The following is a 12,089-nucleotide window of genomic DNA, read 5'->3' on the forward strand; positions in this document are numbered from 1 at the left end:
ACGACCAATACAGTTACCCGCTAACTCGCCGACACAGTCAGTTACCTTTATAACTATCTGAGTTCAACGGGGGCTGCTCAGACGTCCTTGCTCGTCAGAAAACAAAACCTCGACCCGCCGATTCTGTGCACGTCCGCGCGCCGACGCGTTCTCGGCGACGCGATATTGCTCGCCATAGCCGACCACCTCGATACGCCCCGCATCGATCCCGAGGCTTTGCATGAAGTCGCCGACCGTTTGCGCACGCGCCTTGGACAAGGCGAGGTTTTCGGCCGCATCCCCGCGATTGTCCGTATAGCCCTCGATCCGGACCCGCCGCTTGGGATTGAGCTGCAGGAAATGGACGACCTTGAGCAGCGTGCGGTTGGCGGATGCGCCTAGTTCGGCACTGGCCGCCCTGAACAGCACGTCACCCAGGGTCATGACCAGACCGCGATCGGTCTCGGCCGCCGCCAGGCTGACCATCTGATCCTCCAGCCAGCGCCCCTGATGTTGCATGTCGAGCATCCTGGCTTCCTGTACAGCCTGACGTAGACGCTCTAGCTCCATGCTCAGCTGGGTCGCGCGCCTTTGATTCTGTAACTGTTCGCTGTGCTGGCGCGCAATCTCGCTATAACGTTTGCTGAGGTAGGCATAATGAATGACATCCTCTGCGCTACCCCAGTAGCCAGCGAAGCGCTTTGCGCGCTCCAGTGACTCGCCCGCCCGCATAACGTCCTTGGGCGCATCCTGAAGGATCTGCGGCACTTCACTGATGCTCTGAAAAGTCATGGCTGCGTCTTCCAGCTGTTGCTGCGACTCGTGCGTCGCGCAACCTGAAAGTGCGCCAAGCGCTACCAGCAGCGCGGGTATTAGATAGACCGGCTTCACTGCAACGCTCCCAGCTGTTCTCGCAAGCGCGCGATACGGCGGTGCAACTCCGCCAGCCCCTGCTGACTTTTCTCATTAAGCAAGCGGGCCTCGGCAAGTCGCGAGTCAAGTTCGGCTTGCTCGGCTTGCAGGCGTGCCTCTCGATAATGCTCGCTCTTCATCGCTGCCTCCGCAGCCGCCAGTTTCTGCTCAGCCAGTGTCAGATCCGAAGCGCCCAACGAGCGTGCCTGGTTCAACGCCTGCTCGGTAAGTCGCAGCTGTTCAATGGGAGCGGGATCGCTGGCACAACCAACCATTGCGAACAGCACGAGCGTGCCGCAAAGATGTTTTATCAAGTGAAAATCCTACCGTTGCGAATTGCGTGTCGACGCTGACTGCTGCTTCCAGCGCTCGATGTTGTCCACCAGCAGTTGCTGCGGCACTCCCGCGGCTCGCAATTCTGTCATTTTTATCGCCAGCTGTCCGCGTAGCCATGGCCCGTTGCAGGCCGAGTCGTGAGCGACCGCAAAATGCAAACCGCGGATGAAAACCGGTGGGTCCAACCGCTGTATATCGGCTAGCAATCCCTGTCGGGCTGCATATGCAATCAGGCTGTAGCGCTCGTGCAGTACATAATCAGCTTTGCCCGCCAACAGTGCGCTTAGGGCCTTGGCCAGGCTCGGCACCGAGCGCAGATTGAGGTTGTCTTTGGCATAGCTGTCGAATGCACTGCCAAAGCCAGCCGTCGTGACATAAATGCCCGAGCGACCTGCCAGATCCTCCCGATTAGAGTAGAGGAACCCCGGCTCTTGACGTACCCAGGCAGACATCTGCAAGTTAGTGATCGATGGATGGATAAAGTCCAGATAGGCCAGCTCGCTGGGAGACAGTACCGCATCGGCCAGTACGTCCACTCGGCCGCTGCGCACTTGCTCAAGCGCCTTCGGCGCGTCACCTGTGTAGAGCACGTCAAGTTTCAAATCGAGCGAGTCGGTAATCTTTTTCAGCAGATCGGCATTCGCACCCACTAGACGCTTGGGGTTTTGCGGATCACGCCAGAGAAAAGGTGGGTTGTCCGCACCGCCAGTCGCGATCAGCCGATCACACTTTGCTGCCGCCGCGTGCGCCGCGAGAGGTGTTGCCAACAACAAGGCGAGCAAGGCGGACATCAGCGGAACGGCACAGCGCATGGAAAACCTCATTGTTCAAAATCGGACAGGCGCCTTCTCGCGCCTGCAGGAATCTTACCATTGGGCAACGCAGCCAAGCGCCCATAAAAAAACCCGCTGCGAGAGCGGGTTTTTCAACCTAGTCGGTCACACCAGCTCTTCAAGCTCTGGCAGGATCTCGAATAGATCGCCAACCAGGCCATAGTCGGCAACCTGGAAGATAGGCGCTTCCTCGTCCTTGTTGATCGCGACGATTACCTTGGAGTCCTTCATGCCCGCGAGGTGCTGGATCGCTCCAGAGATACCGACTGCGATGTACAGCTGCGGCGCAACGATCTTGCCCGTCTGACCGACCTGCATATCGTTCGGCACGAAACCGGCATCGACCGCGGCACGCGAGGCACCAACGGCGGCGCCTAACTTGTCGGCCAGCGAGTAGAGGTGCTTGAAGTTGTCACCGTTCTGCATGCCGCGGCCACCGGAGACAACGATCTTCGCAGCCGTCAGCTCAGGACGATCAGACTTGGCCAGTTCCTCACCAACGAACGAGGAAATGCCCGCATCGCCAGTACCGGAAACCTGCTCGACAGCTGCCGAACCCCCTTCAGCATTGACCGGATCAAAACCAGTGGCACGCACGGTAATAACCTTGATCGCCGCGCTGGATTGCACGGTGGCAATGGCGTTACCGGCATAGATCGGACGCTTGAAGGTGTCCGGGCTTTCAACGGCGATGATTTCAGAGATCTGATCGACGTCCAGCTTGGCGGCGACGCGTGGCAGGAAGTTCTTGCCGTTGGTAGTGGCAGCAGCCAGTACGTGGCTGTAGTCCTTCGCCAGATCGGCAATCAGCGGCGCTACGTTTTCCGGCAGCTGATTGGCGTAAGCAGCATCGTCGGCGACCAGTACCTTGGAAACGCCTTCGATCTTGGCTGCCGCCTCACCGATCGCAGCGCAACCGGCACCGGCAACCAGCACATGAATGTCGCCGCCGATCGCCTTGGCCGCGGCCACGGTGTTCAGGGTGGCAGCAGCCAGAACGGCGTTGTTGTGTTCAGCGATAACCAGGATAGTCATTTAGATTACCTTCGCCTCGTTCTTCAGTTTCTCGACCAGTTCAGCCACGGACTTGACCTTGATACCTGCGCTGCGTGCGGCCGGCGCTTCGACTTTCAGGGTCTTCACGGTGGAAGTGGTGGTTACGCCGAGCGCGTCCGGCGCCAGCACTTCCAGCGGCTTCTTCTTGGCCTTCATGATGTTAGGCAGCGACGCATAGCGCGGCTCGTTCAGGCGCAAATCGGTGGTCACGATTGCCGGCAGATTCAACGCAACGGTTTGCGCGCCGCCGTCGATTTCGCGCTCAACGTTAACCTTGTCGCCCGACACTTCGACTTTCGAGGCGAAAGTGCCCTGAGCGAACCCAGTCAGCGCACCGAGCATCTGGCCAGTCTGGTTGTTGTCACTGTCGATGGCCTGTTTGCCAAGGATCACCAGCTGCGGCTGCTCTTTGTCGACAACAGCCTTCAGAAGTTTGGCAACGGCCAAGGAATTGAGCTCTTCGCTGGACTCGACCAGCACGGCGCGGTCGGCACCCAGTGCCAGCGCGGTGCGCAGCTGCTCCTGCGCAGCGGTCGGACCGATGGAAACCACAACGATTTCGCTCGCCACGCCCTTCTCTTTCAGGCGTACGGCTTCTTCAACAGCGATTTCGCAGAAGGGGTTCATCGACATTTTGACGTTGGCGAGGTCGACGCCGGAGTTGTCCGCCTTGACGCGAACCTTGACGTTGTAATCGACCACTCGTTTGACAGCTACAAGAATCTTCATGGATTCCTCGTTACTCTCCGGTGAATAGAATTTCGCCGAGGCGAACCGAGCCATGCTCAAGGACCGGGCCGCCATTAGCCTTCGGACCTGTTCGGCGAGCACAAAACTGCCCGTATCTTGACTGCAGGCAACAGCTGGGGTCAACAACGCAAATGACCCGTTATAAGCCGCTGTTTCCGGATTCTATCAGGCTTGAGAGAAATTCAAACAAACGTTTGTATTGGACCCTTTCGGGCGTCTATATATAATGCGGCAGCTCGGCTTGGTCAGGGATACGATCCAGCCCTCCACTATCTATAAAACAATCAAGCCTTGAGTAGGAGATAGCCAATGGAACGCGAATACATGGAATTCGACGTAGTCATCGTCGGCGCCGGCCCCGCGGGCCTGTCCGCTGCCTGCCGACTGAAGCAGCGAGCCGCCGATGCCGGAAAGGAAATCAGCGTCTGCGTCGTTGAGAAGGGTTCCGAAGTTGGCGCCCACATCCTATCCGGTGCGGTGTTCGAGCCGCGCGCGCTGAATGAACTCTTTCCCAACTGGAAAGAACTGGAGGCGCCGCTCAACACGCCAGTCAAGCGTGACGACATCTACCTGCTCAAGACTGCCGAAGCCGCTCGCAAGCTGCCCAATGCGCTGGTTCCCAAAACCATGCACAACGAAGGCAATTACATCATTTCGCTGGGCAACTTTTGCCGCTGGCTGGCCCAGCAGGCTGAAAATCTCGGCGTCGAGATCTATCCCGGCTTCGCAGCCCAGGAAGCGCTGATCGACGAGCAGGGTGTGGTTCGCGGCATCCTTACCGGCGACCTCGGCGTGGACCGTGAAGGCAATCCGAAGGAAGGCATGTACACCCCCGGCATGGAACTTCGGGCCAAGTACACCCTGTTCGCCGAAGGCTGCCGTGGGCATATCGGCAAGCAGCTGATCAACCGCTTCCAGCTCAACGCCAATGTCGATCCGCAGCACTACGGGATAGGCATCAAGGAGCTCTGGGACATCGACCCAGCCAAGCACGAGCAGGGTTTGGTCGTGCACACTGCAGGCTGGCCACTGAACGACGACAACACCGGCGGCTCGTTCCTTTATCACCTGGAAAACAACCAGGTCGTGGTCGGGCTGATCGTCGATCTCTCCTACAGCAACCCGTACCTCTCCCCGTTCGATGAGTTCCAGCGCTACAAGCATCATCCGGTGATCAAGCAGTACCTGGAGGGCGGCAAGCGCGTTTCCTACGGCGCGCGGGCGATCGCCAAAGGCGGCATCAATTCGCTGCCGAAGATGGTGTTCAATGGCGGCGCATTGATCGGTTGCGATGCCGGCACCCTGAACTTCGCCAAGATCAAGGGCAGCCATACCGCCATGAAGTCCGGCATGCTGGCGGCAGAAGCGGTAGCGGACGCCTTGTTCGCCGGCCGTGAAGGGGGCGACGAGCTGACCGGCTATGAAGAGGGTTTCAAAGCCAGCTGGCTTTACCAGGAGCTATACGCCAGCCGCAATTTTGGCGCAGCGATTCACAAGTGGGGCGCCGTCAAGGGCGGTGCGTTCAACTTCATCGACCAGAACATCTTCAGCGGTAAGATTCCGTTCACGCTGCACGACACCAAGCCGGACTACGCGTGCCTGAAGACCGCCGCAGAGTCGAAGAAGATCGACTATCCCAAGCCGGACGGTAAGCTCAGCTTCGACAAGCTGAGTTCGGTATTCCTCTCCAACACCAACCATGAAGAGGAGCAGCCGGTTCACCTCAAACTGATCGATCCGAGCATTCCGATCGAAAAGAACCTGCCGATGTACGACGAACCTGCCCAGCGTTACTGCCCGGCCGGCGTCTACGAGGTAGTGGACAGCGATGACGGTGGCAAACGCTTCCAGATCAACGCGCAGAACTGCGTGCACTGCAAGACCTGTGACATCAAAGACCCGGCGCAGAACATCGTTTGGGTCGCGCCGGAAGGCACCGGGGGACCAAACTACCCCAACATGTGATAAGGCTGCCCTGCAGCTTAGCGAACCCCGCCTCGGCGGGGTTTTGCTTTTTAAGATCCACCACTTCGGCGACTGCGAAAGAAACATCTTCCATCGAGAAGGTCACCAGAGCGCAGCCACCTAGCAAAAAGCCCTGAAAACGAAAAGCCCTGGCCTGGGCCAGGGCTCTGTCACAGTTCCGCTAACAGCCGAAGGGCTGTTTAGCGAATAGCCGGCGGTTACAACCCAGCCACATCCTCCGCCTGCAGGCCCTTCTGTCCCTGGGTGACCGAAAACTCGACCTGTTGCCCCTCGGCCAGAGAGCGGTGGCCTTCGCCACGAATCGCCTGGTAATGCACAAACACATCCGCACCACTGCCACGCTGGATGAATCCATAACCCTTGGCATCGTTGAACCACTTAACGGTTCCGGTTTCGCGCTCAGCCATCCTACTTCTCCAACTCGATTCTTATTATTCCCGCTCGGGGATCAACGGATAGGCGTGATCTTCTTAGAATCAACGCCAGCGCCAAATATAGCGCAGCGGCCATGACAAGTACGTTTCTGGCGTTCGCCGGCGCATCAGCGTCGGCCCGATTGGGGTCGGGGCGCTCAGCACGCAACACAAGCCAAGCAAACCGCCAGGCCAGCCAGCTCACCACGCTCATACTGATCGGCGCCTGCGCCAGAACCACAGCAGCAGCATCCCGAGCGTGAGTATCAGCGGCACCAGACCGATATTGAAGAATTTCAGCACCCGCCCCAGCGCCTCGATGTCCGCGTTGAGCTGGTAACGCACCTCACGCAACTCCTTGCGAATGAGCAGCTTCTGCTGCATGAAATCCTGCAGCGCGGCCTGTTGCTCAGCCGTCAGCTGTACAGCTCCTTCGGCGTCCGGCTCCTGCAGCTCGGCGAGTTGTGCCTCGGTGGCAGCCAGACGCTGCTGCAGCACTTCTTCCTTCTCCCGAAAGCGATTCTCCGCCTGGCGCTGTAAGTCCTCGACGACTGTAAACGGGCGAGCGAATCGACCTCGTGAGCGCACGCTGATCAACGCATCGGTGCCGGACAAATTGTCCAGCGCATTGATCACGCAGGTGCCGTTGTCTGCCCAGGGCTGGGGCATACGCTGGCCAAAGAAATCATTGATTTGCACCCACATGCGATCGGCAAGCAGGTCGGTATCCACGTGAGGCGAGACCGGCCCAATGCGCGCCGAAATATAAGGAGAGCCGCAGCGCTATTGCAACCGGGCCGGGCGGGCGTTCGATATCTTCATCGCAGTTTCGCGACTTGCACTAGCCTCAAGCGAAGCAACGAGCAACGCGGAGCTCACGACATGATCGAACGAATCTTTCGCAGCAGCCGCTTTCTGGTACTGGTTGCCGTTGCCACGACGGCGGTCTCTGCCGTGCTGCTGTATGGGGTCAGCCTGAACACCATGATTCACCTGCTGCTAAAGCTGACTCAGCAGTTTCCTAGCAGCGCGAACGACAGCAAGAGTCTCGCCGTAAAACTGTTAAAGCTGCTGGACCTCCTGCTGATCGCGATCACCTTTCAGCTGATTGCCATCAGCCTGTACCGACTTTTCGTCAAACCACTGCCCGCAGAACAAAGCGCCTCTCTCGGGCCGCTGGATATCAGATCTTTCCATGACCTGAAGAAGACCCTGATCCAGGTTTCGGTAGTGATCATCGTCATCCTGTTTCTTGAGCATGCGGTCGAAGTGGGCGCACAACTGGAAACACTGTATTTCGGAGCGGCCGTAAGCCTGGTGGTGTTCTCGGCCGTCTACGCATGGAAAAACATGAAGTGAGCCGGGACGGCCGATAACAGCGATTTTGAATGACGACACCCTCCCTCTACCCCGGCGCGTCAGCACACTGACCAGCGCCCTTCCCTTACCAGAGATTTTGCTCACCAACACCGCATGCGGCACACTTGCGCGCCTCAAGGGCATTAACCCTTCTACAGTCGAATCTGCCGTATGACTCGTTCCCCGCTCCGCCGTCTCGTCTTCTCCATCGTGCGTCGCCTGCTCTATTTCTGGGTGCGCTCGGAGACGATCAACCAGTCCGCTTTCACGCTCAAGCTGGACCGCAGCAAACCGGTGTTCTACGTGTTGCAACGCGCCTCGCTGAGCGATCTGGCGGTGCTCGATCATGAGTGCAGTAAAGCTGGGCTGCCGCGACCGGTGGCCGATGTGGCGGTGGGCGATCACATCGAACCGGCAGCCTTCATTTTTCTCAACCCGGCCGCCAGCTGGTTCGGCACGCGCACGCGTGCTGTTACGCCAGAGCCACTGGTGCGCTTGGTCGGTGCACTGGAACAGAACGCAGTAGACAACGCGCAAATCATCCCGGTGACCGTATTCTGGGGTCGCTCGCCGGCTCGCGAGACCAGTGCCTGGAAGCTGCTTTTCGCCGACAGCTGGGCCGTGACGGGACGGATGCGCAAGCTGCTCAGCATCGTCATGCTCGGGCGCCAGACCCGTGTGCAGTTTTCCGCGCCCATCCAACTGAACGAACTGGTCGCGCAGAACAAGGGCCACGAGCGCACCCTGCGCATGGCCCATCGCATGCTGCGCGTGCATTTCCGCCACCAGAAGACGGCGGTGATCGGTCCCGACTTGTCGCACCGTCGCAACCTGGTCAAGGGTCTGGTGCACGCACCGCAGGTGCGTCAGGCGATCAAGGACGAGGCCGAGCGCGAAAACATTTCACTGGAAAAGGCCGAAGCCCGTGCGCTGCGCTACGGCAACGAAATCGCCTCGGACTACGCCTACACCGCCGTGCGCTTTCTCGAGGTGGTGCTGTCCTGGTTCTGGAACAAGATCTACGACGGCATCCGGGTCAATCATCTGGAGCCGCTGCAGGAAGCCGTCCAGGGTTACGAGGTCATCTACGTGCCTTGCCACCGCAGCCATATTGACTATCTGCTGCTCTCCTACCTGCTGTTCCGCAACGGCCTGACACCGCCGCACATCGCCGCCGGCATCAACCTCAACATGCCGGTCATCGGCAGCCTGCTTCGCCGCGGCGGCGCCTTCTTCATGCGCCGTTCGTTCAAGGGCAACCCGCTTTATACCTCGGTGTTCAACGAATACCTGCACACCTTGTTCAGCCGGGGCTTTCCGGTCGAGTACTTCGTTGAAGGCGGTCGCTCACGGACCGGGCGGATGTTGCAGCCAAAGACCGGCATGCTCGCCATCACCCTGCGCAGCTACCTGCGCTCGTCGCGTCTGCCAATCCTCTTCGTGCCAGTCTACATCGGTTACGAGCGAGTGCTCGAAGGCCGCACCTATCTGGGCGAATTACGCGGCGCGGCGAAGAAAAAGGAATCGATCTTCGACATCTTCAAGGTCATCGGCGCGCTGAAGCAGCGCTTCGGCCAGGTCTGGGTGAACTTCGGTGAACCGCTGAAACTCAACGAATTTCTCGACCAGCAGCAGCCGGACTGGCGCAAGCAGGATTTGGCACCGAACTTCCGCCCCGACTGGCTCAACGAGGCCACCAATAAACTGTCCGAACGCATCGCCCAGCGGCTCAACGAAGCCGCCGCGGTCAACCCGGTCAACCTGGTGGCGCTGGCGATGCTCTCCACCAGCCGTCAGGCCTTGGATCGCCGTTCACTGGCGCGAATCCTCGACCTCTACCAGAACCTGCTGAGGGCCGTGCCCTACTCGCCCCACACCACACTGCCGGACGGTGATGGCGAGGCGCTGATCAGCTACGTGAAAGAACTCGACCTGCTGGCCGAACAGAAGGATGCGCTGGGCAACATCCTCTATCTGAATGAGCAAAACGCCGTTCTGATGACCTATTACCGCAACAACGTAATGCACATCTTCGCCCTGCCAGCGTTGCTGGCGAGCTTCTTCCAGAGCAGCTCACGCATCAGCCGAGAACAAATTCTGCGTTTCACCGAGGCGCTCTATCCCTATCTGCGCGCCGAGTTGTTCATCCGCTGGGAGCCAGAAGAGTTGCCCGCCGTGATTGATCAATGGCTGGCAGCCTTCGTCGAACAGGGGCTGCTCAAGCGCGACGGCGAAACCTACGTGCGACCGGCGCCAAGCTCGCGTCAGTTCGTCCTGCTGACCCTGCTGGCGCGGACGATCATGCAGACGTTGCAACGCTTCTACATGGCCATTGCGCTGCTGCTCAACAGCGGCCAGAACACCCTTGACGCCGAAGAGTTGGAAAACCTCTGCACGGTCATGGCTCAGCGCCTGTCGATCTTGCATGGCCTGAACGCGCCGGAGTTCTTCGACAAGAGCCTGTTCCGCCACTTTATCAAGAGCCTGCTGGACCAGGACGTGCTTCAGCAGGACGGCGCGGGCAAGCTCGGCTACCACGCCAAGCTGGGCGAACTGGCTGAAGGCGTGGCCAAGCGTGTGCTCCCGGCTGAGATTCGCCTGTCGATTCGCCAGGTGGCGCTGGAGCGACACGACGAGGAACACCCCTCGGACTGATTGCGCTCGAAGCTCAAGCACGGACGCTCGCAGCCAAGTCCTCAGTGGCAACCACGCTAAAAACGGCCAGGCTTAATGCCGAAACGTTCGATTGATGACAGATGCGGCACCCATACTCAGCAGGTCACCCACCGAAAACGTCGGCGACCTGCCGAGAGGGGACTGTATGACGCACAGCCGTGTGATCGCCGTGTCACTCGTCTTGGGGATGGGCGGTTGCGCGACGCCCAGCCTGACCAACCTAACACCCTCCTCGGTTGCCCGCTCACCGGTGCCGCTCTACCCATTGCGAGCGCAAGTGGATAGGCGTGGCAATCGCATCGCACAGGTCAACGTGGTCATCCATGGCACGCCCTGGGCCATGATGCCGTTGCCGAGTGATCAATACGCGGTGGGCTACTTCGCCGACACCTGCGAAACCAACATTCCCTATCACTTCAGTGTCGGTTATCAGCGCCGCAACTGGCTCGGCTCCGGCTATTCGAGCACCGTCCATGAGAAACGCTTTCCGGAAGCTTCCGGTTACGTCATGAACGTCACTGGCGACCCGCTGCCCAGTGATTGAGCCGCCTCCATCGGCCTGACCCTGCGTGTGGATAGTACGGCCGACGAGGTGGATACCGAGCCGGGCGACGGCAACTGCCGATCCATTTCAAATCGCTGCACACTGAGAGCGGCGGTGATGGAGAGCAACGCGCACCAGGGCCACGATTTGATAGAGGTGCCGTCAGGGCATTACGTGCTCTCGTTGACCGGCACAGAGACCGCAGACGTGCCGAACGACGCGGTTGGCGATCTGGACATCACGGACGGTCTGACGCTATCGGGCCTCGGGCGAGCCGCGAAAAACGATGACTTGCAAGTCATCATCGACGGCGGGGCCATCGACCGGATTTTCGATATTTATGCTGCCGCGCCGAGGGCGGTAACGCTCAGCTATCTGCGGCTGGAAAACGGCAGGCCCATGGGCAGCGGCGGCGGCGCGATATGGAATCGAGGCAACCTGCGCATGGACCGGATGCTGTTACGTGGCAACACCATCGACCATGAACTGGAAACCTCCTGCGCGGCCTTTCCCAGCCGACGCCTGTGCAACCGTGGCGCGGGATTGTTCAACGAGGGACAGGCGCTGGTGGCGCGCTCGACCATCGAACAGAATTCGACCGGGCACCAGTCCGGCCATGGCGGTGGCATTTCCAATATGGGCTCGGCGGCGCAGCTGTATCTGCGCAACAGCCTGATAACCGCCAATGACGCTCGCTTTTGGGGTGGGCTGCTGAACTATCAGGGCACCGTCGACATTTTGAACAGCACCTTTGTCGACAATCGCAGTACCACCGGTGGTGTCCGAGCCGCAGAAATCGGCAACATCGACGGCAAAGTCTCGGTCCGCAACGCGACCTTCAGCAATCACTCGCAGCTGTTCAGCCATTCGGGTACTGGCGAGTTCCGCCTGGCCAACAGCCTGGTCGAAATCCGCACCTTCGGCGACATGCCGTTCTGCAGTGGCGCGCTGACCAGTGGCAGCTTCAATGCCATCGGTGGCTCCGGAGGAGGACTCTTCGACTTCCTGGGTGGCTGCGGCTTCACACCCACCACCGCGGACGAAGCAGGGGTTCGCCTGGCGCTCGGATCACTGCAGGACAATGGAGGTCCGACCCGCACCGTCGCGCTGCGCGAGCCGTTCGAAGACAGCCCCTATTTCGACCCCATCGACATGGGCGGCGTGCTTTGCCCGGACACCGACCAGCGCGGCAACCCGCGTGACGATCGGCAGTGCGACCCGGGCGCTTTCGAGTTCTGACCCGCA

12 protein-coding genes and 1 pseudogene are annotated in these 12,089 nt (G+C 59.7%); 5 read left to right on the plus strand and 8 right to left on the minus strand.

Annotation, left to right across the window (positions count from 1 at the left end; genetic code table 11):
* Positions 1-63: 63 nt before the first annotated feature.
* The 5 genes from C1896_14965 to C1896_14985 all read right to left on the minus strand — a co-directional run bounded on the left by C1896_14965 (position 64) and on the right by C1896_14985 (position 3,845).
* Positions 64-870, minus strand: a complete 807-nt coding sequence (locus C1896_14965) for a hypothetical protein (protein ID AZZ46086.1) — start codon at positions 868-870, stop codon at positions 64-66.
* A complete protein-coding gene (locus tag C1896_14970) occupies positions 867-1,166 on the minus strand; it encodes a hypothetical protein (GenBank protein AZZ47688.1) in 300 nt (99 codons plus the stop codon). The genes C1896_14965 and C1896_14970 overlap by 4 nt, the downstream gene beginning before the upstream one ends.
* Positions 1,167-1,214: 48 nt before the next feature.
* Positions 1,215-2,039, minus strand: a complete 825-nt coding sequence (locus C1896_14975) for an amino acid ABC transporter substrate-binding protein (GenBank protein AZZ46087.1) — start codon at positions 2,037-2,039, stop codon at positions 1,215-1,217.
* Between the two features lie 126 nt (positions 2,040-2,165).
* Positions 2,166-3,095, minus strand: coding sequence for an electron transfer flavoprotein subunit alpha (locus tag C1896_14980; protein AZZ46088.1), 930 nt, complete (start codon positions 3,093-3,095; stop codon positions 2,166-2,168).
* The gene (locus C1896_14985; GenBank protein AZZ46089.1) at positions 3,096-3,845 is read right to left on the minus strand and encodes an electron transporter RnfB; all 750 of its coding nucleotides are present in this window, start codon (positions 3,843-3,845) and stop codon (positions 3,096-3,098) included. It lies immediately after the preceding gene.
* A gap of 330 nt (positions 3,846-4,175) precedes the next feature.
* On the opposite strand from C1896_14985, the gene C1896_14990 reads away from it, so the two are divergent.
* On the plus strand, positions 4,176-5,831 hold the full coding sequence (locus C1896_14990) for an electron transfer flavoprotein-ubiquinone oxidoreductase (GenBank protein ID AZZ46090.1): 1,656 nt from the start codon (positions 4,176-4,178) through the stop codon (positions 5,829-5,831).
* Between the two features lie 218 nt (positions 5,832-6,049).
* On the opposite strand, the gene C1896_14995 is transcribed toward C1896_14990, so the two are convergent.
* The 3 genes and pseudogenes from C1896_14995 to C1896_15005 all read right to left on the minus strand — a co-directional run bounded on the left by C1896_14995 (position 6,050) and on the right by C1896_15005 (position 6,994).
* The gene (locus C1896_14995) at positions 6,050-6,259 is read right to left on the minus strand and encodes a cold-shock protein (protein AZZ46091.1); all 210 of its coding nucleotides are present in this window, start codon (positions 6,257-6,259) and stop codon (positions 6,050-6,052) included.
* A gap of 1 nt (position 6,260) precedes the next feature.
* Positions 6,261-6,479 carry a hypothetical protein gene (locus tag C1896_15000; GenBank protein ID AZZ46092.1) on the minus strand — a complete coding sequence of 73 codons (219 nt, stop codon included), beginning with the start codon at positions 6,477-6,479 and terminating at the stop codon, positions 6,261-6,263.
* Positions 6,476-6,994 (minus strand): annotated as a pseudogene (locus C1896_15005) (ABC transporter). The gene C1896_15000 and the pseudogene C1896_15005 overlap by 4 nt, the downstream one beginning before the upstream one ends.
* A 153-nt stretch (positions 6,995-7,147) precedes the next feature.
* On the opposite strand from C1896_15005, the gene C1896_15010 reads away from it, so the two are divergent.
* From C1896_15010 to C1896_15025, 4 genes are all read left to right on the plus strand, one after another.
* Positions 7,148-7,624: a hypothetical protein gene (locus tag C1896_15010; GenBank protein ID AZZ46093.1), complete on the plus strand. Its 477-nt coding sequence runs from the start codon at positions 7,148-7,150 to the stop codon at positions 7,622-7,624.
* Between the two features lie 171 nt (positions 7,625-7,795).
* A complete protein-coding gene (locus tag C1896_15015) occupies positions 7,796-10,279 on the plus strand; it encodes a glycerol-3-phosphate 1-O-acyltransferase (protein ID AZZ46094.1) in 2,484 nt (827 codons plus the stop codon).
* A 166-nt stretch (positions 10,280-10,445) separates the two neighbouring features.
* On the plus strand, positions 10,446-10,844 hold the full coding sequence (locus C1896_15020; protein ID AZZ46095.1) for a hypothetical protein: 399 nt from the start codon (positions 10,446-10,448) through the stop codon (positions 10,842-10,844).
* 117 nt (positions 10,845-10,961) lie between these two features.
* The gene (locus tag C1896_15025; protein AZZ46096.1) at positions 10,962-12,083 is read left to right on the plus strand and encodes a hypothetical protein; all 1,122 of its coding nucleotides are present in this window, start codon (positions 10,962-10,964) and stop codon (positions 12,081-12,083) included.
* Positions 12,084-12,089 lie beyond the last annotated feature (6 nt).

Source organism: Pseudomonadaceae bacterium SI-3 (assembly GCA_004010935.1).
Classification (GTDB): Bacteria; Pseudomonadota; Gammaproteobacteria; order Pseudomonadales; family Pseudomonadaceae; genus Stutzerimonas.